At 63.3% G+C, this 22,334-nt stretch carries 25 protein-coding genes; 13 read left to right on the top strand and 12 right to left on the bottom strand.

The features are described 5' to 3' along the window. Positions 1–3: 3 nt before the first annotated feature. Complete coding sequence (locus J5286_RS01970; protein ID WP_047506941.1) at positions 4–1,587, bottom strand: peptide chain release factor 3; 1,584 nt, start codon at positions 1,585–1,587, stop codon at positions 4–6. 90 nt (positions 1,588–1,677) lie between these two features. Here J5286_RS01970 and dut point away from each other — a divergent pair, with 90 nt between their 5' ends. Together dut and J5286_RS01960 are read left to right on the top strand one after the other, a co-directional pair. Continuing rightward, entirely contained in the window at positions 1,678–2,148 is a 471-nt protein-coding gene (gene dut, locus J5286_RS01965; RefSeq protein ID WP_209188858.1) for a dUTP diphosphatase, read from the top strand. After that, positions 2,148–3,047 carry a GNAT family N-acetyltransferase gene (locus J5286_RS01960; RefSeq protein ID WP_209188856.1) on the top strand — a complete coding sequence of 300 codons (900 nt, stop codon included), beginning with the start codon at positions 2,148–2,150 and terminating at the stop codon, positions 3,045–3,047. Before dut ends, J5286_RS01960 begins: the two co-directional genes overlap by 1 nt. 4 nt (positions 3,048–3,051) lie before the next feature. Here J5286_RS01960 and J5286_RS01955 read toward each other — a convergent pair whose 3' ends face one another. Beyond that, positions 3,052–3,510 (bottom strand): Lrp/AsnC family transcriptional regulator, encoded by a 459-nt coding sequence (locus tag J5286_RS01955; RefSeq protein WP_209188854.1) that lies wholly within the window; start codon positions 3,508–3,510, stop codon positions 3,052–3,054. Between the two features lie 102 nt (positions 3,511–3,612). On the opposite strand from J5286_RS01955, the gene J5286_RS01950 reads away from it, so the two are divergent. Further along, positions 3,613–4,518, top strand: coding sequence for a DMT family transporter (locus tag J5286_RS01950; RefSeq protein WP_209188852.1), 906 nt, complete (start codon positions 3,613–3,615; stop codon positions 4,516–4,518). Positions 4,519–4,527: 9 nt separating this feature from the next. Here J5286_RS01950 and J5286_RS01945 read toward each other — a convergent pair whose 3' ends face one another. Beyond that, entirely contained in the window at positions 4,528–5,043 is a 516-nt protein-coding gene (locus J5286_RS01945; protein WP_047506926.1) for a Dps family protein, read from the bottom strand. A gap of 256 nt (positions 5,044–5,299) precedes the next feature. Here J5286_RS01945 and J5286_RS01940 point away from each other — a divergent pair, with 256 nt between their 5' ends. The 3 genes from J5286_RS01940 (at position 5,300) to J5286_RS01930 (ending at position 7,445) form a co-directional block, all read left to right on the top strand. Then, positions 5,300–5,917, top strand: a complete 618-nt coding sequence (locus J5286_RS01940) for a LysE family translocator (RefSeq protein ID WP_047506924.1) — start codon at positions 5,300–5,302, stop codon at positions 5,915–5,917. Between the two features lie 132 nt (positions 5,918–6,049). Then, positions 6,050–7,012, top strand: a complete 963-nt coding sequence (cysK, locus tag J5286_RS01935) for a cysteine synthase A (protein ID WP_209188850.1) — start codon at positions 6,050–6,052, stop codon at positions 7,010–7,012. Between the two features lie 133 nt (positions 7,013–7,145). After that, complete coding sequence (locus tag J5286_RS01930) at positions 7,146–7,445, top strand: putative quinol monooxygenase (protein WP_209188849.1); 300 nt, start codon at positions 7,146–7,148, stop codon at positions 7,443–7,445. Positions 7,446–7,520: 75 nt separating this feature from the next. On the opposite strand, the gene J5286_RS01925 is transcribed toward J5286_RS01930, so the two are convergent. The 9 genes from J5286_RS01925 to rsmI all read right to left on the bottom strand — a co-directional run bounded on the left by J5286_RS01925 (position 7,521) and on the right by rsmI (position 17,016). Then, positions 7,521–9,053 carry a YifB family Mg chelatase-like AAA ATPase gene (locus J5286_RS01925; RefSeq protein ID WP_209188847.1) on the bottom strand — a complete coding sequence of 511 codons (1,533 nt, stop codon included), beginning with the start codon at positions 9,051–9,053 and terminating at the stop codon, positions 7,521–7,523. Between the two features lie 639 nt (positions 9,054–9,692). Next, positions 9,693–10,640, bottom strand: a complete 948-nt coding sequence (gene gshB / locus J5286_RS01920; protein ID WP_209188845.1) for a glutathione synthase — start codon at positions 10,638–10,640, stop codon at positions 9,693–9,695. A gap of 133 nt (positions 10,641–10,773) precedes the next feature. Continuing rightward, a complete protein-coding gene (locus J5286_RS01915; RefSeq protein ID WP_111563205.1) occupies positions 10,774–11,262 on the bottom strand; it encodes a cupin domain-containing protein in 489 nt (162 codons plus the stop codon). Between the two features lie 149 nt (positions 11,263–11,411). Beyond that, positions 11,412–12,515 carry a sn-glycerol-3-phosphate import ATP-binding protein UgpC gene (locus J5286_RS01910; RefSeq protein ID WP_209188843.1) on the bottom strand — a complete coding sequence of 368 codons (1,104 nt, stop codon included), beginning with the start codon at positions 12,513–12,515 and terminating at the stop codon, positions 11,412–11,414. A 2-nt stretch (positions 12,516–12,517) separates the two neighbouring features. Beyond that, positions 12,518–13,366 carry a sn-glycerol-3-phosphate ABC transporter permease UgpE gene (ugpE, locus tag J5286_RS01905; protein ID WP_018899335.1) on the bottom strand — a complete coding sequence of 283 codons (849 nt, stop codon included), beginning with the start codon at positions 13,364–13,366 and terminating at the stop codon, positions 12,518–12,520. Positions 13,367–13,380: 14 nt separating this feature from the next. Next, positions 13,381–14,265 (bottom strand): sn-glycerol-3-phosphate ABC transporter permease UgpA, encoded by an 885-nt coding sequence (gene ugpA / locus J5286_RS01900; RefSeq protein ID WP_209188841.1) that lies wholly within the window; start codon positions 14,263–14,265, stop codon positions 13,381–13,383. Positions 14,266–14,331: 66 nt separating this feature from the next. Then, on the bottom strand, positions 14,332–15,660 hold the full coding sequence (gene ugpB, locus J5286_RS01895) for a sn-glycerol-3-phosphate ABC transporter substrate-binding protein UgpB (protein ID WP_112981618.1): 1,329 nt from the start codon (positions 15,658–15,660) through the stop codon (positions 14,332–14,334). A gap of 122 nt (positions 15,661–15,782) precedes the next feature. Beyond that, positions 15,783–16,166 carry a YraN family protein gene (locus J5286_RS01890; protein WP_209188839.1) on the bottom strand — a complete coding sequence of 128 codons (384 nt, stop codon included), beginning with the start codon at positions 16,164–16,166 and terminating at the stop codon, positions 15,783–15,785. Further along, entirely contained in the window at positions 16,156–17,016 is an 861-nt protein-coding gene (gene rsmI, locus J5286_RS01885; RefSeq protein WP_051110797.1) for a 16S rRNA (cytidine(1402)-2'-O)-methyltransferase, read from the bottom strand. The genes J5286_RS01890 and rsmI overlap by 11 nt, the downstream gene beginning before the upstream one ends. A gap of 328 nt (positions 17,017–17,344) precedes the next feature. Here rsmI and dnaN point away from each other — a divergent pair, with 328 nt between their 5' ends. The 7 genes from dnaN (at position 17,345) to J5286_RS01850 (ending at position 22,308) form a co-directional block, all read left to right on the top strand. Then, a complete protein-coding gene (gene dnaN / locus J5286_RS01880; protein WP_026283155.1) occupies positions 17,345–18,463 on the top strand; it encodes a DNA polymerase III subunit beta in 1,119 nt (372 codons plus the stop codon). A gap of 109 nt (positions 18,464–18,572) precedes the next feature. Continuing rightward, positions 18,573–19,169, top strand: coding sequence for a phospholipid N-methyltransferase PmtA (gene pmtA, locus J5286_RS01875; protein WP_209188837.1), 597 nt, complete (start codon positions 18,573–18,575; stop codon positions 19,167–19,169). Position 19,170: 1 nt separating this feature from the next. Beyond that, positions 19,171–19,758 (top strand): histidine phosphatase family protein, encoded by a 588-nt coding sequence (locus J5286_RS01870; protein WP_209188835.1) that lies wholly within the window; start codon positions 19,171–19,173, stop codon positions 19,756–19,758. Between the two features lies 1 nt (position 19,759). Then, entirely contained in the window at positions 19,760–20,467 is a 708-nt protein-coding gene (gene pyrF / locus J5286_RS01865) for an orotidine-5'-phosphate decarboxylase (protein WP_047506900.1), read from the top strand. 29 nt (positions 20,468–20,496) lie between these two features. Beyond that, the gene (locus J5286_RS01860) at positions 20,497–20,784 is read left to right on the top strand and encodes a DUF1330 domain-containing protein (RefSeq protein ID WP_209188833.1); all 288 of its coding nucleotides are present in this window, start codon (positions 20,497–20,499) and stop codon (positions 20,782–20,784) included. A 109-nt stretch (positions 20,785–20,893) separates the two neighbouring features. After that, positions 20,894–21,874, top strand: coding sequence for a complex I NDUFA9 subunit family protein (locus J5286_RS01855; RefSeq protein WP_209188831.1), 981 nt, complete (start codon positions 20,894–20,896; stop codon positions 21,872–21,874). A 284-nt stretch (positions 21,875–22,158) separates the two neighbouring features. Further along, complete coding sequence (locus J5286_RS01850; RefSeq protein ID WP_018899325.1) at positions 22,159–22,308, top strand: hypothetical protein; 150 nt, start codon at positions 22,159–22,161, stop codon at positions 22,306–22,308. The last annotated feature ends 26 nt before the right edge of the window (positions 22,309–22,334 follow it).

The following is a 22,334-nucleotide window of genomic DNA, read 5'->3' as shown; positions in this document are numbered from 1 at the left end:
ACATCACGCCGCCTTGGCGACGTGATATTCCTTGATCGCGACCATCTTGATCGCGGGGAAGCGTTCGGATTCGTAGCGCAGCGAGAAGCTGTCCTGCGCCAGGAAGACCGGGTCGCCGTCGAGATCGCGGGCGATATCGCCACGCTTGACGTTCAGGAACTTTTCGAGCTCGGCCGGCTGGTCCGAGGAGATCCAGCGGCAGACGGAGAAGCGCGACATTTCGAACGAGACCGGCAGCGTGTATTCGGCCGACAGTCGCTCCTTCAGAACATCGAGCTGCAGGGCGCCGACGACGCCAACGATAGCCGGCGAACCATCTTCCGGGGAGAAGAGCTGCACGACGCCCTCTTCGGCCATCTGCTGCAGCGCTTCCTTGAGCTTCTTTGCCTTCATCGCATCCTCAAGCCGCACGCGGCGCAGGATTTCCGGCGAGAAGTTCGGCACACCCTGGAACACAAGCGCCTCGCCTTCGGTCAGCGTATCGCCGATGCGCAGCGTCCCGTGGTTCGGGATGCCGACGACGTCGCCGGCAAAGGCGGTGTCGGCCAGCTGGCGCTGCGAGGCAAAGAAGAACTGCGGCGCCGTGAGGCCGAGCTGCTTGCCGGTGCGGGCGAGACGCGCCTTCATGCCGCGCTCCAGCTTGCCGGAGCAGATGCGGGCAAAGGCGATGCGGTCGCGGTGGTTGGGATCCATGTTGGCCTGGATCTTGAAGACGAAGGCCGTCATCTTGTCTTCGGCGGCATGGACGGTTCTGATATCGGCGACCTGGTCGCGCGGCGGCGGCGCGAATTCGCCGAGCGCGTTGATGAGATCGCGGACACCGAAATTGCGCAGCGCCGAGCCGAAGAAGACAGGCGTCAGGTGGCCTTCGAGGAAGGCCTTGCGGTCGAACGGGCGGCAAGCTTCGATCGCCAGTTCCGTCTCGTCCACGAAGGCCGAGCGCTCATTTTCCGGCAGACGGTCGGCGACGGCCTGCGGGCCGTTGACCGGCGTTCCCTCGACTTCGGTGTCGGAGCCGCGAACAGTGTTGTTCGCGAGGTTGTAAGATCCGCAGAATGTCTTGGAGCGGCCGATCGGCCAAGTCACCGGGGCGGTGTCCAGCGCCAGCTTTTCCTCGACCTCATCCAGGATCTCGAAGGGATCGCGGCTTTCGCGGTCCATCTTGTTGATGAAGGTGATGATCGGGATGTCGCGCATGCGGCAGACTTCGAAGAGCTTCAGCGTTCTAGGCTCGATACCCTTGGCGGCGTCGATGACCATGACGGCCGCATCCACCGCCGTCAGCGTGCGATAGGTGTCGTCGGCGAAGTCTTCGTGGCCGGGCGTATCGAGAATGTTGAAGACATTGCCTTCATACTCGAAGGTCATCACCGAGGTGACGACCGAGATGCCGCGCTCGCGCTCGATCTTCATCCAGTCCGACCGGGTCTGGATGCGATCCTTCTTCGCCTTGACTTCGCCGGCGAGCTGAATGGCGCCGCCGAACAGCAGCAGCTTTTCGGTCAGCGTCGTCTTGCCCGCGTCCGGGTGGGCGATAATAGCGAATGTGCGGCGGCGGGAAACCGCCTCGGCGAGACTTTCGGCCATGCTATGAATCCTGTGGAGTTGCGGCGTATCTAGCGATTTAGGCGCCGCTTTGCAATTGACCTTGGCCTTGCGGGGGCAAAGTAATGGCGCATGACCATTCACACAGATACCCGCCCGACCCTCAATCTCCTGCGTCTGCCCCATGGCGAAGGCATCGAGCTGCCCGCCTATGAAACCAAGGGCGCCGCCGGCATGGACCTGCGCGCCGCCGTAGACTACAGCTCGCCGATGGTGCTTGCGCCGGGCAAACGGGCGCTGGTGCCGACGGGGCTGATATTCGAGATCCCCGAGGGTTTCGAAGGCCAGATCCGCCCGCGCTCCGGCCTCGCCTTCAAGAACGGCATCACCTGCCTCAACACGCCAGGCACGATCGACAGCGATTATCGCGGCGAAGTGAAGGTGCTCCTGATCAATCTCGGCGAGGAGCCGTTCGAGATCACCCGCGGCATGCGCATCGCCCAGATGGTGATCGCGCCGGTGACGCAGGCGCGCGTCGCCGAAATCACCGAGACGAGCGCGACGGCGCGCGGCGCCGGCGGCTTCGGCTCCACGGGCGTGTGATGGAAAAGAGGACCGACAGCTCCGGCCTCACCTTCCGGCAGGACTATTTTGCCGACGACAAGGCGTGGTCGGCGCTGGTGTCGCTTCTCTCTGATACATTCGGCATCGATCTCGACCCGCTGAAGCGTCTCGGCGGCACCGATCCCACCAGCATGCCCTTTGGCTGGTTCGACGAGAGCGGCCTTCTCGCCGCCAATCTCTCGGCCTTCGCCATGCCTCTCGTTGTCGCGGGGCGCAGGGTCAACGCCGCCGGCCTGCAATCCGGCGCCGTGCGGCCGCCTTGGCGCGGGCGCGGGCTTTATCGCGACGTGACCCGAAAGGCGCTCGACTGGTGCGTGGTTCAGGGCTTCGAGGCTATCGTGCTCTACACGGACAAGCCTGATCTCTACACGCCCTATGGCTTTCGCTCGCTGCCGATGCATCTGCATGCCGGCGCGGCGCCTGAGCCCGTGATGGGCGCCCAACCTGCGCGGGCGCTCGACCCTTGGAAGCCCCAGGATCTTGCGCTGCTGCAACGGGCGCTGAAATCCCGCACGCCGGTGTCAGACGCTCTCGCGGTGTGCGAGAGCGCGGCCATGTTCCTGATCAACACGCAGTTCGATCCGGATGTGCGGCTGAGCTGGCTGGAAGACCGGCAGGCGGTGATCGCCTGGAAGGTGGGGGATGACAACACATTCGTGCTGTCGGATGTGATTGCCGAAACCATTCCGCCGCTTGAGGCCATTCTCGGCGGGCTCGGCATCGCGCCCTTGGCGATCGAGGTTCTGTTTTCGCCCGACAAGCTCGGCTGGAACGGCGAGGCGCGGGCGCTTGACGGCGGCACTGAGTTCATGATCCGCACCGATCTCGACATCAGTCTCGACCGACCGGCGATGCTTTCGCCGATGGCGGATTTCTAGGCTTTCAGCTCAGCGGCGGCAGGCGGCGCTTGACCGGCGAGGCCTTTACCATCGATGTGCTGGTCTCGGCCTTTTCCGCAACCTTGTCGAGGATCGTGTCCAGCTGCGCCATGGAGCGGACGACGAGGCGGGCGACGAAGCAATCATCACCGGTGACCTTGTCGCATTCGACGAACTCCGGCGTCTCCTGAATGATCCGCTCCACCACATGCAGCTGTCCCGGCAGCGGCCGGACGCGGACAATCGCCTGCAGGGGATAGCCGAGCGCCATGGGATCGATATCGACGGTGAAAGCGGAAATGACGCCGCGCTCCTCCAGCCGGCGCAGACGCTCGCCGGCGCTGGGCGAAGACAGACCGGCTGACTGCGCCAACTCCTTCAGCGACATGCGCGCATCTGCGGCCAGCGCCTCGAGAATGCGGCGGTCGATATCGTCGAGATCATTGTTAGGTTGAACGCTCATTTCGCCTCACGATGAAAGGTGAAAGCCGCCATTCGGCGCTTCAAGATTATATAAATGGCACTACGCCCGCAATATCCTTGCTCTCAACAACGGGAGACTGCGATGCAACAGGATATCCGCAGCGGCAGCATTCAGATGACGGCGGCGATGCTGATTTCGGGGACGATCGGCTGGTTCGTCGTCATGTCCGGCCAACCCGTCAGCGGCGTCGTTTTCTGGCGCTGTCTGTTCGGCGCGATCGGTCTGCTCGTCGTCTGCGCGGCGATGGGACTGCTGAAGCCCGGCACGATCGGGCTGCGTGCCTTTGCGATCGCCGTGTTCGGGGGTGTCGCCATCGTGCTCAACTGGCTGCTGCTCTTCGGCGCCTATGGCCATACCTCGATCTCGGTCGCGACCACCGTCTACAACACGCAGCCCTTCATGCTGCTCGGGCTTGGGGCCCTGTTTCTCGGCGACCGGATCACGGCGGCGAAGCTGTTCTGGCTGGTGCTGGCATTCATCGGCATGATCGGGATCGTCGAGGGCAAGCCGCAGGTGGCGGGCGCGGGCAGCGATTATGCCACCGGCATCGCCATGGCGCTGGGTGCCGCCTTCTTCTATGCGTTGGCGGCGCTGGCCGCGAAATGGCTGAAGGGCACCCCGCCGCATCTGATCGCGCTGATCCAGGTTTCGACCGGCGTCGTGATGCTGGCGCCGATCACCGACTTTTCCGCCCTGCCCTATGACAGCGCGACGTGGTCGCTGCTGGTGACGCTGGGCGTGGTGCATACGGGGCTGATGTATGTGCTGCTTTATGGCGCGATCCAGAAGCTGCCGATCCACCTGACCGGCGCGCTATCCTTCCTCTATCCGATCGCGGCGATCGTGGTCGACCGGGTCGCCTTCGGCCACGCGCTGCAGCCGCTGCAGATCGCCGGCGCCGCCATCATTCTTCTGGCGGCGGCGGGCATGAACCTTGGCTGGACGCCCGCGCGGCTGAAAGGTGTGCTGCGGGGCGTCCGGGCCTGAGAAGGTCTGTTACTTCGCCTGGCGGGTGATCTCGAAGAGGAACCAGTGGCGGCGCTCGGCTTCGTCGATCCAGTTTTCGAGAAGGCTCGTGGTCGCGACGTCATTGTGTTCGGAGCAAACGTCGTGGGTCTCGCGCATCAGCGAGATCAGCTGGCGGTTATCATCACGCAGTTCGGCCAGCATGTCCTCGGGCGTCACGTAATCGGCATCGTTATCTGCAAGGCGCTGCAGGCGGCCGATATGGCCGATGGAGCGCAGCGTCGTGCCGCCGATCTTGCGGGCGCGTTCGGCCATCTCATCGGTGATAGCGAAGATCTGCTCGGCATGCTCATCTAGCAGCAGGTGATAATCGCGGAAATGCGGGCCGGACATGTGCCAGTGGAAATTCTTGGTCTTGAGATAAAGCGCGAAGGTATCGGCCAGAAGCGCCGTCAGCGCGCCGGAGATATCCTGGATGGCGTTGCTTTTCAGATCGGTCGGGGTTGCCAGCGCCGCGGTCTTGCGCTTTTCGACGGGTGTCGACATGAAATTTTCTCCTTCGCCAGATCGGCGTGATACGGGTGCCGGAACGGGTTGCGTGCCCCATGTGGCCGACAATTCCGGCTCCGGCTACGGCCAGACATCCGCCACCAACCGAGAACTAGAACCGCGACCCGAGGCGTCAATAGCAGACGCCCGTGACAGAATGACCGCGCCGGAAATCCGGCCCGTTGAGGCTACCCAACGGCCTGTTGAAACGGTCCTGCAAGAGGCGTAGAACACAGCCGATTGGGAGGCTCACATGTCGTTCACCGCACTCTTTGCCTATGCCGCGGCGCTGTTCATCGCCGCCGCCATTCCGGGTCCGGGCATTACCGCGATCGTTGCCCGCGCGCTGGGCTCGAACTTCCGCGAGACCTTCTTCATGGGGCTCGGGCTGGTGCTCGGCGACATGACCTATCTGACCGCCGTGATCCTCGGCCTCGCCTTCGTGGCGCAGACCTTCACCGAGGTGTTCATCGTCATCAAGATCCTCGGCGCGCTCTATCTCGGCTATATCGCCTACAAGCTCTGGACCGCGGGCCTGCTGCCGCAGGACATCGCCGCGAAGAAATCCAGCAATATCGGCATGAGCTTTCTGTCTGGCCTGCTGGTGACGCTCGGCAACCCGAAGACGATGCTGTTTTACGTGGCGCTGGTGCCGACGCTGATCAGCATCGACAGCGTCGGGATGCGCGAATACGGCCTGCTGCTTTTGACCACCTTCGTCGTGCTGCTGGTGGTGCTGATCCCCTATATGCTGCTGGCCTCGCGGGCGCGCACGTTGCTCAAACAGCCCCGCGCGCTGCAGGCGCTGAACCGGGTGGCGGCGAGCATTCTGGCGGGTACCGCCGCCTTCATCGCCACCCGCGCGGCCTGAAAAAATCATCCGCTAAACCGTGGTTCGCAAAGGGTTTTTTCTCTGAACCACAGGGTTGGCGGGTGAAGCTACTCTGGCCGACCACCGGCTTAGACCCTATTCTCACTCTATATTTTATCAAGGGAGCTTATCATGTCGAAGAAACCGGGCCGCGGCCGCATCTACTCCTCGATCACGGAAACGATCGGCGATACCCCGATCGTTCGACTGGACAAGCTCGCCAAGGAAAAGGGCGTGAAGGCCAATCTTCTGGCCAAGCTCGAATTCTTCAACCCGATCGCCTCGGTCAAGGACCGCATCGGCGTGGCGATGATCGAATCCTTGGAAGCGCAGGGCAAGATTTCGCCCGGCAAGACGACGCTGGTCGAGCCGACTTCCGGCAACACCGGCATCGCGCTCGCCTTCGCCGCCGCCGCCAAGGGCTACAAGCTGATCCTCACCATGCCCGAGACGATGTCGGTCGAGCGCCGCAAGATGCTGGCGCTGCTCGGCGCCGAGCTGGTGCTGACCGAGGGGCCCAAGGGCATGAAGGGCGCGATCGCCAAGGCCGAGGAACTGGCCGCGACGCTGCCCGACGCGATCATCCCGCAGCAGTTCGAAAACCCCGCCAACCCGGAAATCCACCGCAAGACGACGGCCGAAGAAATCTGGAACGACACGGATGGCACGGTCGATATCCTGGTGTCGGGCATCGGCACCGGCGGCACGATAACCGGCGCCGGCCAGGTGCTGAAGTCGAAGAAGCCGGAGATCAAGGTGATCGCCGTCGAGCCGGAGGAATCGCCGGTCCTCTCCGGTGGCCAGCCGGGACCGCACAAGATCCAGGGCATCGGCGCCGGCTTCGCGCCCGCCATCCTCGACACCCATATCTATGACGAGGTCGTCACCATCAACGGCGCGACCGCGCTCGAAACCGCCCGCCACGTCGCCCGCCTCGAAGGCGTGCCAGTCGGCATCTCCTCGGGTGCCGCCCTTGCCGCGGCGATCAAGATCGGCTCCCGCGAGGAAAACGCCGGCAAAAATATCGTGGTGATCATCCCGTCGTTTGCCGAACGCTACCTCTCGACGGCGCTGTTCGAAGGCCTCGGCGGCTGAGGATTGGGCTGAAGCGTGTCGCGGTTCCCAGCATCCGCACTTCACGTTTCACTTCGTTATCAAGAGGGCGCTTCGGCGCCCTTTCCACTGTCTGCAACCCCGCACCGACCTCCAACCCAAAGCAAGCCACTCCATGCTGTTGATCGTCGGAACCATCCGCCTTCCCCATGAGAACCTTGCGCTCGCACGCCCCGTGATGCAGCGCATGGTGGAGATGAGCCGCGCCGAAGACGGCTGCCTGGATTATTCCTACGCCGAGGACGTGCTCGAGCCCGGCCTCATTCACGTTACCGAACGCTGGCGCGACCAAGCCTCGCTCGACCGTCATTTTCAAACCGTGCACCTGAGCGACTGGCGCGCCGCATGGCCAGCACTCGGCATTCATGACCGCAAGCTCCAGAGCTACGAGGTCGGCGCACAGCGCGAGACCTGAGCACCGGATTATTCCCTTCCGCCAAGCTAGCGACGACGCTCCTACTGCGTCTCCGCTTTCGCTCGCCCCTCCCCTTCATGCCACCGCCGTCAGCCGCTCGCCCGCCATGCGGTAGGAGATCGCCTCGGCCAAGTGGATACGGCCGACCATCTCCTGGCCGTCGAGATCGGCCAGCGTGCGGGCGACCTTGAGGACGCGGTGGTAACCGCGGGCGGAGAACTTCATCTTTTCGGCGGCGTCGCGCAAAAGCTGCAGGCCGGATGCATCGGGCGCCGCGTAGGTCTCGATCATCGCGGTGGAGCAGCGGGCGTTGGTGCCGGTCTCACTAAAGCCGGCGGCGCGGAAGCGGTCTCGCTGCAGATCACGGGCGCGGGCGACGCGGCGGGCGACATCGGCGCTCTTTTCGGCCGGCGCCGGGCGGATCAGGTCGAAGGCGGAGACTGCGGGCACGTCGATCCGGATATCGATGCGATCCATCAGCGGGCCGGAGATGCGGGCCTGGTAATCCGTCATGCAGCGCGGGCCACGGGCGCAGCTATGGCCGGGCTCGCCCGCCATGCCGCAGCGGCAGGGGTTCATGGCCGCCACCAGCTGGATGGTGGCGGGATAGCTGACGCGGTGATTGGCCCGCGCAATGATGCACTCGCCGGTTTCCAGCGGCTGGCGCAACGCATCCAGCGCCTGCGGCGAGAATTCCGGAAACTCATCCAGAAACAGCACACCATGATGGGCAAGCGACGCCTCGCCCGGACGAGCCCGGAAACCGCCGCCGACAAGGGCCGCCATGGTGGCGGAATGGTGCGGGGTGCGAAACGGCCGTCGATCGGAGAGCTTGCCGCCCGAGAGCTGGCCGGCGATCGAGTGGATCATCGAGACTTCAAGCAGCTCGGCGGCCGAGAGCGGCGGCAGAATCGACGGCAGTCGAGCGGCGAGCATCGACTTGCCGGAACCTGGTGGACCGACCATCAACAGATTGTGCCCGCCGGCGGCCGCCACCTCCAGCGCCCGCTTGGCGCTTTCCTGGCCCTTGATGTCGGCGAGGTCGGGAAGATTGGCGGCGATGGCGCGGATCGACGGCTCGGGACGCGAGAGCACCTGGGTGCCGCGGAAATGATTGGCGAGTGCGATCAGGCTGCGCGGCGCCAGGATATCGAGCTCGGCGCCGGCCCAGGCGGCCTCGGGGCCGCTTTCGGCCGGGCAGATCAGGCCCTTGCCCATGGCATTGGCGCCGATCGCGGCCGGCAGGGCGCCGGTGACAGCGGCGATCGTGCCGTCGAGATTGAGCTCGCCGATGACGACATAGCCTGAAAGCGCGTCCGCCGGAATGGCGCCGAGGGCCGCCATCAGGCCGAGCGCGATCGGAAGGTCGAAGTGGCTACCCTCCTTGGGAAGATCGGCGGGGGCGAGGTTGACGGTGATGCGCTTGGCGGGGAGCGCCAGGCCGGAGGCGTGGAGGGCGGCATGCACCCGCTCGCGACTTTCGGCCACCGCCTTGTCGGGCAGGCCGACGATCTGGGTGATCAGCTTGCCGGGCGCGACCATCACCTGGACCTCGACCGGAACCCCTTCTATGCCCTGGAATGCAACCGTGCTGACGCGCGCCACCATGCCCAACCCCTTGGCCCAGATCCCCTGCGGTGCAACCCCTTGCACCTGAAACCGCGACCCATCATGGTCGCGGATTGCAATCTGGCATAGAAAATAGAATGAAACAAGAACAATAAATGAACAATTGCGCGCCATTGATGTGGGGCGGTTGTGGCGGGTTGTGGGGGTGGAACAAAGGTGGGGAGGAAGAGGATCGCGACGGCAGTTTCGGCGTTTGGGGCTACGGGGCCAACGTAGTGCGAGTGATCCATGCACGTCGAACTCGTTGCGGCGTGCTTAGATGCTCGGGACAGGCCCGAGCATGACGGTGGAGGGTTAGGTGGACGTCGCCTCCCCAACACTGAAATGGCGCTAAGCGACTGAAGAGGAAAGGCTTTCCTCAGTCGCGGCGTCATCCTCGGGCTCGTCCCGAGGATCTAAGCACGTCTCCACGCATGCAAGGGTGCAGATGGGTCTCGCTTGCAGCCACCATGGTGCAAGCTATCCACTCACGTCAAGCAAGTTGGTCGCTCAGCAGATCCTCGGGACGAGCCCGAGGATGACGGTAGAGAGTGGGGCGCGGCCTCGCTTGCAATAAGTGGCGTTGCCGGCAATGGGTGGATGGGGACGTCAGGCGTCGCCGCTCGCCCCTCGCCCAGCTTACGCGCGCTTGCGCTCGATCGCATCCCACAAGAGGCTGGCGATGTCGGCGCCGCCGAATTTCTTGACTTCGCGGATGCCAGTCGGTGACGTGACGTTGATCTCGGTCATGTAGTTGCCGATGACATCGATGCCGACGAGCAGGAAGCCGCGCTCGCGAAGCGCGGGGCCGATGCGGGCGCAGATTTCCTTTTCGCGGGCAGTGAGCTCTGTCGCCTCGGCGCGGCCGCCGACGTGCATGTTGGAGCGGCTGTCGTGCTCGGCCGGAACGCGGTTGATGGCGCCAACTGGTTCGCCGTCGACGAGGATGATGCGCTTGTCGCCCTTGCGCACGTCAGGCAGATATTGCTGGGCGATGTAGGGTTCGCGGAAGAGCTGGCCGAACATTTCGAGCAGCGAGGAGAGATTGCGGTCGTCCTTGGTCGAATGGAAGACGCCGGCGCCGCCATTGCCGTAGAGCGGCTTCAGGATGATGTCGCCCATCTCGTCGCGGAAGCGACGGATTTCGGCGGGATCCTTGGTGATCAGCGTCCGCGGCATCAGGTCCGAGAATTCGGTGACGAAGATCTTCTCCGGCGAGTTGCGCACCCAGGCCGGATCGTTGACGACGAGCGTCTTCGGGTGGATGCGCTCGAGCAGATGCGTCGAGGTGATGTAGGACATGTCGAAGGGCGGGTCCTGGCGGAGCAGGATCACATCCATGGTCGACAGGTCGACGCGCTCGGGCGCACCGAGATCGAAATGGTCGCCCTTGATGTCGCGCAGCGTCATCGGCTCGACGGAGGCGTAGAGCTTGCCGTCGAGGAAGCTCAGGCGGTCGGGCGTATAGTGGAAGAGCTTGTAGCCGCGCGTCTGCGCCTCGAGGCTCATGGCGAAGGTGGAGTCGCCCGCGATGTTGATGGAGGCGACATGGTCCATCTGGACCGCTACGTTCTTGATCTTGGCCATTTCTGTCCCTTAGCGATTGCCGGACAGATGTAGGCCGCAGAGGGCGCGAACGCAACGGTCAATGGACGGGTTTTGTGCCGTGCGCCGGCGCAATTGGCCGGCATGTGTTTCAAGTTTCAATTCAAGCCGTGTTTCAGGCCGCGATGCCCTGCTGGCCGCTGCCGCGCAACAGGTTGCGCAGGCGATAGGCGAGCGCCACCGGCTTTGGGAAGGGCTTGCGCAGGAAGGCAACCTTGCGGACGTAATTGTCGACGCGCCAGCTGGCCCAGGTGCCGCCGGCGAAGAAGGCGACGTCGCCGGCGCGCAGCACGCGCTCGGTGCCGTCGTCGGCGGTGATGTGCACCTCGCCCTCAAGGATCATCACCGTTTCGTCCCAGCCGAAGAACCAGCGGAATTCGCCCGCCGTGCAGTCCCAGATCGCCGTCAGCGCTGCGTCGTCGTGGCCGCGCGAGTGCTCGCCGGTGCGCGCCTGCGGGTCGCCGGCGACAATCCAGTCAGGATTGATCGGCGTCGATTTCATGGCGATGAGATCGCTGGAATGCGCGACGAAGGACTTGCCGCGCGGAAATGCCACGATGTCGGGCATGGAGCGGGCGGCCAAGGCCATCGCGCTCGCGAACATAAGATGCAGTGATGCCACCAGAACCCCCTGAGTACACTATCCCCTAAAGTGGGAATATCAGGGAGTCCTGACGGAGCCGTTCAGACATTCGCTAAAGTTGTAACGAGTGCCGCGATATTGCAACGCCCACCAAAGAGCGGGCGCTGTCTTCAAGCAGGCTGGGCAGCCATGGCTGGCGCGGATGCACCATCAGTATCTGCGGCGGCAATGCGCTTGCCCGTGTCGGCCGCGAAAAAATGCAGCTTTTCGGGCGCGATGGTCAGGCGCAGTTCTGCGGGAATGTCGATATCGGGCGCCAGCACCGCGGTGATCGGCTGATCGCCGAGCAGGCCGTGGACCAGCCGCTGGGCGCCGAGTTCCTCGACGTACTCGACGGTAACAGGCATGGCGTGTTGGTCGGGACCGGCAAGGAAGAGATCCTCGGCGCGGATACCGACGGTGACGGCGCCCGAGGTCGGCGCGCAGCCGGAAAGATCGATGAGGCTCGGCCCGAGCGCCAGCTTGTCGCCGTGCAGCTCGCCCTTCAGGAGGTTCATGGCCGGAGAGCCGATGAAGGAGGCGACGAAGGTGGAGGCCGGGCGGTGGTAGACATCGAGCGGCGAACCGACCTGCTCGATCTTGCCGCCGTTCAAGACGACGAGGCGGTCGGCCAGCGTCATCGCTTCCAGCTGGTCGTGGGTGACGTAGATGGAGGTGGTGCCGAGGCGGCGCTGCAGGCGCTTGATCTCGCCGCGCATGGAAACGCGCAGCTTGGCATCGAGGTTGGACAGCGGCTCGTCGAAGAGGAAGACGGCCGGCTTGCGCACGATGGCGCGGCCCATGGCGACGCGCTGGCGCTGGCCGCCGGAGAGCGCCTTCGGCTTGCGCTCGAGATACTGGTTGATTTCAAGCATGCGGGCGGCCTCGGCCACGCGCGCATCGATCTCGGCCTTCGGCGTCTTGCGGTTCTTCAGGCCGTATTCCAGGTTCTGGCGCACGCTCATATGCGGGTAGAGCGCGTAGTTCTGGAAGACCATGGCGATGTCGCGATCGGCGGGCTCGACATTGTTGACGACGCGCGCGCCGATCTTCACCTCGCCTTCGGAGATGGTCTCAAGCCCGGCGATCATGCGCAGCAGGGTGGACTTGCCGCAGCCGGAGGGGCCGACGAGCACGATGAACTCGCCATCGGCAATCTTGAGTTCGATGCCGGAAACGGCGCGAACGCCGCCGTGGTAGATCTTGCCGACATTATCGACGTCGATGGAGGCCATTGTTACTTCTCCGTCTCAACCAGGCCTTTGACAAAAAGGCGCTGCATGAAAATGATGACCAGAACCGGCGGCAGGGCCGCGAGGATGACGCCTGCCATCACAAGGTTCCATTGGGTGTCGCCATCCAGCACCGCGGCCAGGCGCTTGATGCCCATGACGACGGTGTAGTAGCCGGGTTCGGTGGTGATCAGCATCGGCCAGAGATACTGGTTCCAGCCGTAGATGAACATGATGATGAAAAGTGCCGCGATATTGGTGCGCGACAGCGGCAGCAGGATATCCCAGAAGAATTTCATCGGGCCTGCGCCATCGACGCGCGCCGCTTCCATCATCTCTTCGGGAACCGTCAGGAAGAACTGCCGGAACAGGAAGGTGGCGGTGGCCGACGCGATGACGGGAATGACGAGGCCGGAATAGGAGTTCAGCATGCCGAGATCAGCGACGACCTTGTAGGTCGGCAGGATGCGCACCTCGATTGGGAGCATCAGCGTCATGAAGATGATCCAGAAGGCGACCGTGCGGAAGGGAAAGCGGAAATAGACGATGGCGAAGGCCGAGATGATCGAAATCGCGATCTTGCCGATCGCGACCAGAATGGCCATCGCCAGGCTGTTGCCGAGCATCAGGAGGAACGGCGGTGCGCCGGCGTTGGATGCGCCGGTGCCGAGCAGCACGCCGTAGTTCTCCAGCATCTGGTGGCCCGGCGTCATCGGCACGACGCCGGTCAAGAAGTCCGAGGGACCGCGCGTCGAGGCGATGAAGGCGAGGTAGACGGGGAACACCACCATGCCGATGCCGATGATCAGCACGAAGTGGGTGAGGAAATTGAGGAAGGGACGGTTCTCGACCATGGCTGGCTCTCGCTTCAATACTGCACTTTGCGCTCGATCCAGCGGAACTGGACGACGGTCAGGACGACCACGATCAGCATCAGCACGACCGACTGCGCGGCCGACGGGCCGAGATTGAGACCGACGAAACCATCGGCATAGACCTTGTAGACAAGGATGTTGGTCGATTGCGACGGGCCGCCCGAGGTGGCCGCGTCGATGATCGGGAAGGTGTCGAACATCGCGTAGGTGATGTTGATGACAGCCAGGAAGAAGGTGGTCGGCGACAGCAGCGGGAAGACCACCGTCCAGAAGCGCTTGATGGGACCGGCGCCATCGATCGCGGCGGCTTCGGTCAGCGAATGCGGGACCGATTGCAGGCCGGCGACGAAGAACAGGAAGTTGTAGGAGATCTGCTTCCAGGCGGCGGCGATGATGATCAGGATCATCGCGTTGTTCGGGTTCAGGCGATGGTTCCAGCTGTAGCCGAAATGTTCCAGCACATAGGGAATGATGCCGACGCTGGGGTTGAACATGAACCACCAGAGCAGGCCGGATGCGGCCGGCGCCACGGCGTAGGGCCAGACCAGAAGCGTCGTATAGAAGCGCTGCGAGCGGATCACGCGGTTGACGCAGATCGCGAAGAGCAGCGACAGCCCCATCGACAGCACGGTGACACCGATCGAGAAGACGAAGGTGGCGGTCAGCGAATTCAGATAATCCGGATCTTGCAGCAAGCGCGTGTAGTTCGCCAAACCGACGAAGGTGTCCTTCAGACCGAAGGGATCCTGGCGCAGGAAGGACTGCCATACGGCCTGAACCGCCGGCCACACGAAGAAGACGATCGTGATGAGCAGCTGCGGTGCGATCAGGAGATAAGGCAGGAGACGGCTTTGGAAGACGGTGCGTTTGGTTTGCATGCATGACCCCTCAAGGAAAATGCCCTCCCCGGACGGGCCGGAGAGGGCTGACGGAGGGAACGACCCTTAGTTGGAGTTCGCGGCTTCGAATTCGCGCAGCTTGGCATTGCCCTGCTTTGCGGCTTCGTCGAGCGCTTCCTGACCGGTCTTCTTGCCGTTGAGAACGGCTTCGAACTGCTGGTCGATGACGTCGCGGATCTGCGTCAGGTTGCCGAAGCGAACGCCCTTGGAGTTTTCGGAAGGCGTGCCGCGCATGATCTGCTTGATGGCGATGTCAGAACCGGCGTTCTTTTCGTAGTAGCCCTGCTTCTGACCAAGCTCGTAAGCAGCGTTGGTGATCGGCAGGTAGCCGGTGAACTGGTGCCAATCGGCCTGGACTTCAGGCTGCGACAGGTAGGTGAAGAACTTGGCGGCGCCCTTGTAGACAGCCTTGTCCTTCTGACCGTTCAGAACCCACAGCGTTGCGCCGCCGATGATCGAGTTCTTCGGATCCTGGGTAACCGTGTCGTCGTAAGGCATCGGCGCGAAGCCGACCTTGAAGTCCTTGGCGTTGTTGATGACGCCGGCGCGCGAAGCGGACGAGTTCATGTAGGCTGCGCACTGCTGCGAGTAGAAGAGCGGAGCAGCGTCGGCACCAGCGCTCGGGCCGCCGTACTTGTAGACGCCTTCATCCTGCCAGGTCTTCAGGTGATCCCAGAACTTGGCCTGGTTCGGGCCGTTGAAGGTGAACTCGGCGTTCATGCCGCCGAAGCCGTTCTGCTGGGTGCCGTAAGGCAGGTTCTGGATGGCGGAGTAGTTTTCCAGGCCAACCCAGGTCGCGCCGTAGGACATGGTGAAGCCGCACTTGGCAGCGCCGGAAGAGACGATCTTCTTGCCCATTTCGGCAAGCTCGGCCCAGGTCTTCGGAGCGACTTCAGGATCGAGGCCGGCCTTCTTGAAGACGTCCTTGTTGTAGTAGAGGATCGGGGTCGACGAGTTGAACGGCATCGACAGGATGTTGCCCTCAGCGTCGGAGTAGTAGCCGACGACCGGCGCCAGGAACTTCGACGGATCCCAAGGCTCACCTTCGTCCTTCATCAGCTGGTAGACCGGATAGACGGCGCCCTTGGCGGCCATCATCGTGCCGGTGCCGACTTCAAAAACCTGAACGATGGCGGGCTGCTGGCCGGCGCGGAAAGCGGCGATGGCGGCCGTCAGCGTCTCGGGATAGGTGCCCTTGTAAACCGGAACGATCTTGTATTCGCTCTGGCTGTCGTTGAACTTCTGGGCAACTTCCTCGAGCTTCTTGCCGAGTTCACCACCCATGGCGTGCCACCAGGTCACTTCGGTTGCAGCGAAGGACGCGGAAGCGGACAATGCGACCGCGGCAGCGGCCAAAGAAATCGACTTAAACATGAAAACCCTCTCCACCGTTGTTGGCGTGAGGACGCAATAGAGGCCTATTGTGACACCTCCTTAACGCTTTCATGACAGGCCGATTACAAATTCCGAAAATGTTAACCGACTAACGAAAGCAATCAGAACGCATCGCGCAAATGGACCGGCCACCGACCGGGCAAGACGGCGACGATGTCGTAGCGTTGAGACAGGCGGGCATGGTCGCGCTGGCGGGCGAGCCAGAGATCGCTGGCGCCACGGATGCGGGTTTGCGCGAGATGCGAGACGGCATCGACGGCCGCGCCTTGGTCGCGACGAGCCTTCACCTCGACGAAGACGGCCAGATCGCCCTTGCGGGCAATGATGTCGATCTCGCCAAGCCGCGTGCGATAGCGCAGCGCGACGATGCGGTAGCCTTTGAGAATGAGGTAGAAAGCGGCGATGTATTCGGAGACATGGCCCCGACGCAGTGCCTTGCGGCGAAGACCCTTTTGATGCGGGTCCGTAGCGTCGTTACCTGACATCGCCCGCCTTTCTGTCGAGAAGGCGCTGGTACAGCTCCTTGCGGGGAAGACCGGTGATGCGGGCGGCCTCGGCGGCGGCCTTGGCGGTCGGAAGCGTTTGCGAGAGATCGGCCAAGATGGCGTCGATATCCGTTTCCTCGATGGCGCGCTCCGGCGCCGGGCCGATGACGAGGACGATCTCGCCTTTGACGTTGTCTACATCGGCATAGTGAGCGGCGAGCTCGGCGAGCGTGCCTCGGCGGAACTCCTCGTAGCTCTTGGTGAGCTCGCGACAGACGGAAGCCGGGCGATCGCCGCCGAGAACGTCTGCGGCGGCAATGAGCGTGGCGCCGATGCGGTGCGGGGATTCGAAGAACATCAGCGTCGCAGGCGTGGCGGCGAATTCGGACAGGCGGTCACGGCGGGCCTTGTCCTTAGTGGGCAGGAAACCTGCGAAGAGGAAGGCATCGTTCGGAAGGCCGGAGCCGACAAGGGCTGCCAGCGGCGCCGAGGCGCCCGGGATCGGGATAACCCGATAGCCGGCTTCGATCGCCGATTGCGCCAGGCGGTAGCCGGGGTCGGAGACCAACGGCGTGCCGGCATCGGAGACCAGCGCCACGGACTTGCCTGCTTCAAGCGCGGCGAGCAGGCGGGGGCCGGCTTCGTCGGCATTGTGCTCGTGGTAGGCGTAGGGGCGGTTCTGGATGCCGTAGCGATCGAGCAGCACGCGGGTGACGCGGGTGTCCTCGCAGGCGAGCACATCGGCGCCGGCCAGCGTTTCCAGCGCGCGCAGCGTTATGTCGCCGAGATTGCCGATCGGCGTCGCGACGAGATAAAGGCCGGGCTCCTGCGGGCGGGCGGGAACGGCCATGTTGTGCAGGCGGAAGCTGCGCTGCCTGCCGCCCTCTGTCGTCGTCTCGTCATTGCTCAAGATATGTGTGCCCTTTCTGGCTTCCGGCCTTTATGGGCGACACCTTTCTCTTCGGCAAGGGGCAGGACTTCGCCGGTAACGGTGATTTCTGTGAGCATCCGCAGCGAAAATGGCAATTGCTGGGGCAGCGACCTTTGCGCCTCTTGCATTCGTCCGCAAAATTCTGCCATTTTGCGCGTCCAATCCTCCGATCCCAGCTTTTGGGAAAGGCATTTTCAGGCGCGTTTAAGCGCGCCCGGGCAGTAACGGTCGAAAGCGGTAGCATCCCATGCGTATTACTATTGAGCGGTCCAACCTTTTGAAGTCGCTGAACCACGTTCACCGCGTGGTTGAACGCCGCAACACGATCCCGATCCTGTCGAACATCCTGCTGCGCGCCGATGGCCAGAACCTCGACATGAAGGCGACCGACCTCGATCTGGAAGTGACGGAAGCAACGCCCGCCAACGTCGAGCAGCCCGGCGCCACCACGGTTCCCGCCCATCTTCTCTACGACATCGTGCGCAAGCTCTCCGACGGCTCGGAAGTGCTGCTCGCCACCAGCCAGGATGGCGGCTCGATGACGGTTCAGTCCGGCCGTTCGAAATTCTCGCTGCAGTGCCTGCCGGAATCCGACTTCCCAGACCTGACGGCCGGCACCTTCACGCACACCTTCAAGCTGAAGGCGACGGATCTGAAGATGTTGATCGATCGCACCCAGTTCGCGATCTCGACGGAAGAGACCCGCTATTATCTGAACGGCATCTTCTTCCACACGATCGAAAGCGAAGGCGACCTGAAGCTGCGCGCCGTCGCAACCGACGGCCACCGCCTGGCGCGCGCCGACGTCAACGCTCCCTCGGGCTCCGAGGGCATGCCTGGCATCATCATTCCGCGCAAGACGGTCGGCGAGTTGCAGAAGCTGGTCGACAATCCGGAAGCGATGGTCACGGTCGAAGTTTCCGACGCCAAGATCCGCCTTTCCATCGGCTCGATCGTCATGACCTCGAAGCTGATCGACGGCACCTTCCCCGACTACCAGCGCGTCATCCCGACCGGCAACGACAAGGAAATGCGCGTCGATTGCACGAGCTTCGCGCAGGCCGTCGACCGCGTCTCGACCATTTCTTCGGAACGCGGCCGCGCCGTGAAGCTGGCGCTTTCCGACGGACAGCTGCTGCTCACCGTCAACAACCCGGATTCGGGCAGCGCCACGGAAGAAGTAGCCGTCGGCTACGACACCGATGCCATGGAAATCGGCTTCAACGCCAAATACCTGCTCGATATCACCGCGCAGCTCTCCGGCGATCAGGCGATCTTCCTTCTGGCCGATGCCGGTTCTCCGACGCTCATTCGCGACACGGCCGGCGACGATGCCCTTTACGTGCTGATGCCGATGCGCGTGTAGCGCGTCGCATTTGCCGTTCAAACTTTGTCAATTGCGACGCTTGGCCTTGTTTTAGCGCCGTATTGCCTGCACATAAGCATGCAGCATGTGCTGCACGAAGGAGAACGGCATGGGTGGCTTGCGCCTCAAGGAACGGCTGGGCAAGAAATTCGACGAGGAAATCCGGTTTTTCAAGGGGATGATGCAGGGGCCGAAGACCGTCGGCTCCATCGTGCCGACGTCGTCGATCACGGCGCGCAAGATGGCAAGCGTCATCAACCCGAACTCCGGCCTTCCGGTTCTCGAGCTCGGGCCCGGCACCGGCGCCATCACCAAGGCCATCCTGCAGCGTGGCGTAAAGCCTGAAAACCTTGTCGCCATCGAATATTCGACCGACTTCTACGAGCACCTGGTGCGGCTCTATCCCGGCGTGAACGTCATCAACGGCGACGCCTTCAATCTCGACAAGACGCTGGCCCATATGGATGGGCAGAAATTCGACAGCGTCGTTTCCGCCGTGCCGCTTTTGAACTTCCCGATGCAGGCGCGCATCGCCATGCTGGAAAGCGTGCTGGGCCGCCTGCCGGCCGGACGCCCCTTCGTGCAGATTTCCTACGGCCCGGTTTCGCCGATCATTGCGCGGCCCGAGCGTTACCATATCCAGCACTTCGACTTCATCGTCCGCAACATTCCGCCGGCGCAGCTCTGGATCTACCGCCGAGGCTGACGTGTTCGGTCTTTACATCACCCACCCGCAAGTGAAGATCGACGCCGCCGTTCCGGTGCCCAAATGGGGCTTGTCGGATGTCGGCGCCGCACGCGCGCGGCTGGCGGCGGACAATCCCTGGGCGTCGCAATTGCGACGTATCATCAGCAGCGACGAGACCAAGGCGATCGAGACCGCCGCCATTCTGGCTGTCCCCTCGGGCGTTTCCGTCGAGATCGTCGAGGACATGCACGAGAACGACCGGTCCGCGACCGGTTTCCTGCCTCCATCAGAATTCGAGAAGGCGGCGGACTGGTTCTTCGCCAATCCCGAACAGAGCTTCAACGGATGGGAGCGGGCGATCGATGCGCAGCTGCGGATCGTCTCCAACGTCGAGCGCATTCTCTCCACGCATGATAGCAGCCTGCCGATCGCATTCGTCGGGCATGGCGGTGTGGGCACGCTGTTGAAGTGTCACCTTGAGGGTCGGCCGATCGGGCGGGATCGCGACCAGCCCGGTGGCGGCGGCAATCTCTATTGTTTCCGTCTTGCGGATCGACGCCTATCATGCGACTGGACGCCTATCGAAGACTGGCACGGATGGATGTGAGATGGACGCGCGCGAACGGTTGATCGTCGGACTGGATGTTCCAACACTCGGTGAAGCCGAGAAAATGGTCGCGACGCTCGGCGATACCGTCTCCTTCTATAAGATCGGCTACCAGCTGGTGTTTGCCGGCGGACTGGAATTCGCCCGCGACCTTGCCAAGGACGGCAAGAAGGTCTTTCTCGACATGAAGCTGCTCGACATCGACAACACGGTTGCCTCGGGCGTCGAAAACATCGCCAAGATGGGCATGTCGATGCTGACGCTGCACGCCTATCCGAAGGCGATGCGCGCCGCGGTCGAGGCCGCCAAGGGCTCGGGGCTCTGCCTGCTCGGCGTCACGGTGCTGACCTCGATGGACGAAGCCGATCTCACCGAGGCCGGCTATAGCGGCGATCCGCGCTCACTGGTGCTGCGCCGCGCCGAACAGGCGCGCGAAGCCGGCATGGGCGGTATCGTCTGCTCGGCCGAGGAATCTGCTGTCGTGCGCGAAGTCGTCGGCCCCGACATGGCGATCGTTACCCCCGGCATTCGCCCGAGCGGCAGCGAGCGCGGCGACCAGAAGCGGGTGATGACGCCCTACGATGCGCTACGCGCCGGCTCGACGCATCTCGTCGTCGGCCGCCCGATCGTCAAGGCGCCGGAACCTGAGCAGGCCGCCAAGGCCATTCTCGACGATATGGTGCTTGCGCTCTGGCCTGCCAACCGCTGACTTTACGACATAACCCAGGAGGAGACACCATGGCCAAGGGATACTGGATCGCTCGCGTGGATGTGCGCGATACCGAGCGCTACAAGGATTATGTCGCCGCCGCCAAGCCGGCCTTCGAGAAATACGGCGCCAATTTCCTCGCCCGCGGCGGGGCGCTGACGGAGCTCGAGGGCAAGGCGCGGGCGCGCAATGTCGTCATCGAGTTCCCCTCGGTGCAGCACGCGGTGGATTGCTACAACTCGCCGGAATACCAGATCGCCGCCAAGATCCGCCAGGAAGTGGCCGACGCGGAAATGGTTGTCGTCGAAGGCGTTTGAGGCAGATCAAAGTCGTGGCAAGCGTGGTGCGATAGGTCTTTTCGTCGCACCCTGATTGGGCTAAGACGAGATCACCCGCCAATCACATCAGCCTTCCGAGGAACCTGCCATGACCCTTGCCAACCTGCCGCCACTCGTCACCGTGTTCGGAGGCTCCGGCTTCGTTGGCAGGCACGTCGTACGCGCGCTGGCCAAGCGCGGCTACCGCATCCGGGTTGCCGTGCGCCGCCCGGATCTCGCCGGTTTCCTGCAGCCGCTCGGCAATGTCGGCCAGATCTCCTTCGTGCAGGCCAACCTGCGCTACCGCCAGTCGGTCGACCGCGCCGTCGAAGGTGCGTCCTACGTCGTCAACTGCGTCGGCATCCTGTTCGAAAGCGGCCGCAACTCGTTTGAGGCCGTCCAGGAATTCGGCGGTCGCGCCGTGGCCGAAGCCGCGCGCGGCGTCGGCGCAAAGCTGGTCCACATCTCGGCGATCGGCGCCAACGCCAACTCCGATTCGTCCTACGCCCGCACGAAGGGCCGCGCGGAAGCTGCGATCCACTCGGTCGCGCCCGACGCAATCATCTACCGTCCGTCGATCGTGTTCGGTCCGGAAGACGGCTTCTTCAACAAGTTCGCCGGCATGGCGCGCTCGGCGCCGTTTCTGCCGCTGATCGGCGGCGGCAAGACGAAGCTGCAGCCGGTCTATGTCATGGACGTCGCCGAAGCTGTCGCCAAGGCTGTCGAGGGCAAGGTTGCCGGCGGCAAGATCTATGAACTCGGCGGCCCGGAAGTGCTGACCTTCCGCCAGTGTCTCGAAGCGGTGCTGAAGTCGACCGCGCGCACCAACCCGCTGGTCTCGCTTCCCTTCGGCGTTGCCTCGCTGATCGGCAGCGTCGCCTCCATGATCCCGCTGATCGCCCCGCCGATCACCTCTGACCAGGTGAAGCTCCTGAAGAAGGACAACGTCGTTTCCAAGGAAGCAGAAACCGAAGGACGGACGCTGCGGGATCTCGGCATTGCGCCGACGATGGTAAGCTCCATCATCGACAGCTATCTCGTGCAGTTCCGCCCGCAGGGCCAGTATACGAACAGCGGCAAGGCTGCCTGATCCACGCCGATTTTCTTAACGACAACGCCGCCCGCGGACCCCGCAGGCGGCGTTGCGCGTTTTGAGGCAGGGGTTAAAAAACAGGCTGAATGCCCGGCTTTCGCGGGGTTGTGCACCGCCGGGCGTTGCATAAAAGTCGCATGAAAAGTTTAGCGGAATTAACAGGAAATTTAGCAGGAACATTTATTGCTATTTCCCATTCCTCTGACTACACACCCCGCGCGTCTGTGCTTGGACTCAGCGCCTCAAACAGGCGCGCTCAAACGACTTGAAAGGTTACTTCGATGGGTAGGTCAATTGCGCTGCTTTTTGCTTCCGCGGCGCTGGTGATTCTGGCTGGTTCTTTCGTGGCGCCCGGTTCGGTCGCTGCCGTGAAGGGCGAATGCTCGCCGGCCTACGGCGTCGACCCCTGCGAAACCGCAGCTCTCAGGTAAAAGAAAAACCGGCGCCCCAAGACGCC

Source organism: Rhizobium sp. 16-488-2b (genome assembly GCF_017741815.1).
In the GTDB taxonomy this organism is placed as follows: domain Bacteria; phylum Pseudomonadota; class Alphaproteobacteria; order Rhizobiales; family Rhizobiaceae; genus Rhizobium.
This window is presented reverse-complemented; position numbering and strand designations above follow the sequence as displayed.

What these genes read in the sequence shown, in the direction of transcription:
- J5286_RS01970 (WP_047506941.1), bottom strand. Translation starts at nt 1,587, where the DNA reads ATGGCCGAAAGTCTCGCCGAGGCGGTTTCCCGCCGCCGCACATTCGCT.
- dut (WP_209188858.1), top strand. Translation starts at nt 1,678, where the DNA reads ATGACCATTCACACAGATACCCGCCCGACCCTCAATCTCCTGCGTCTG.
- J5286_RS01960 (WP_209188856.1), top strand. Translation starts at nt 2,148, where the DNA reads ATGGAAAAGAGGACCGACAGCTCCGGCCTCACCTTCCGGCAGGACTAT.
- J5286_RS01955 (WP_209188854.1), bottom strand. Translation starts at nt 3,510, where the DNA reads ATGAGCGTTCAACCTAACAATGATCTCGACGATATCGACCGCCGCATT.
- J5286_RS01950 (WP_209188852.1), top strand. Translation starts at nt 3,613, where the DNA reads ATGCAACAGGATATCCGCAGCGGCAGCATTCAGATGACGGCGGCGATG.
- J5286_RS01945 (WP_047506926.1), bottom strand. Translation starts at nt 5,043, where the DNA reads ATGTCGACACCCGTCGAAAAGCGCAAGACCGCGGCGCTGGCAACCCCG.
- J5286_RS01940 (WP_047506924.1), top strand. Translation starts at nt 5,300, where the DNA reads ATGTCGTTCACCGCACTCTTTGCCTATGCCGCGGCGCTGTTCATCGCC.
- cysK (WP_209188850.1), top strand. Translation starts at nt 6,050, where the DNA reads ATGTCGAAGAAACCGGGCCGCGGCCGCATCTACTCCTCGATCACGGAA.
- J5286_RS01930 (WP_209188849.1), top strand. Translation starts at nt 7,146, where the DNA reads ATGCTGTTGATCGTCGGAACCATCCGCCTTCCCCATGAGAACCTTGCG.
- J5286_RS01925 (WP_209188847.1), bottom strand. Translation starts at nt 9,053, where the DNA reads ATGGTGGCGCGCGTCAGCACGGTTGCATTCCAGGGCATAGAAGGGGTT.
- gshB (WP_209188845.1), bottom strand. Translation starts at nt 10,640, where the DNA reads ATGGCCAAGATCAAGAACGTAGCGGTCCAGATGGACCATGTCGCCTCC.
- J5286_RS01915 (WP_111563205.1), bottom strand. Translation starts at nt 11,262, where the DNA reads ATGTTCGCGAGCGCGATGGCCTTGGCCGCCCGCTCCATGCCCGACATC.
- J5286_RS01910 (WP_209188843.1), bottom strand. Translation starts at nt 12,515, where the DNA reads ATGGCCTCCATCGACGTCGATAATGTCGGCAAGATCTACCACGGCGGC.
- ugpE (WP_018899335.1), bottom strand. Translation starts at nt 13,366, where the DNA reads ATGGTCGAGAACCGTCCCTTCCTCAATTTCCTCACCCACTTCGTGCTG.
- ugpA (WP_209188841.1), bottom strand. Translation starts at nt 14,265, where the DNA reads ATGCAAACCAAACGCACCGTCTTCCAAAGCCGTCTCCTGCCTTATCTC.
- ugpB (WP_112981618.1), bottom strand. Translation starts at nt 15,660, where the DNA reads ATGTTTAAGTCGATTTCTTTGGCCGCTGCCGCGGTCGCATTGTCCGCT.
- J5286_RS01890 (WP_209188839.1), bottom strand. Translation starts at nt 16,166, where the DNA reads ATGTCAGGTAACGACGCTACGGACCCGCATCAAAAGGGTCTTCGCCGC.
- rsmI (WP_051110797.1), bottom strand. Translation starts at nt 17,016, where the DNA reads ATGGCCGTTCCCGCCCGCCCGCAGGAGCCCGGCCTTTATCTCGTCGCG.
- dnaN (WP_026283155.1), top strand. Translation starts at nt 17,345, where the DNA reads ATGCGTATTACTATTGAGCGGTCCAACCTTTTGAAGTCGCTGAACCAC.
- pmtA (WP_209188837.1), top strand. Translation starts at nt 18,573, where the DNA reads ATGGGTGGCTTGCGCCTCAAGGAACGGCTGGGCAAGAAATTCGACGAG.
- pyrF (WP_047506900.1), top strand. Translation starts at nt 19,760, where the DNA reads ATGGACGCGCGCGAACGGTTGATCGTCGGACTGGATGTTCCAACACTC.
- J5286_RS01860 (WP_209188833.1), top strand. Translation starts at nt 20,497, where the DNA reads ATGGCCAAGGGATACTGGATCGCTCGCGTGGATGTGCGCGATACCGAG.
- J5286_RS01855 (WP_209188831.1), top strand. Translation starts at nt 20,894, where the DNA reads ATGACCCTTGCCAACCTGCCGCCACTCGTCACCGTGTTCGGAGGCTCC.
- J5286_RS01850 (WP_018899325.1), top strand. Translation starts at nt 22,159, where the DNA reads ATGGGTAGGTCAATTGCGCTGCTTTTTGCTTCCGCGGCGCTGGTGATT.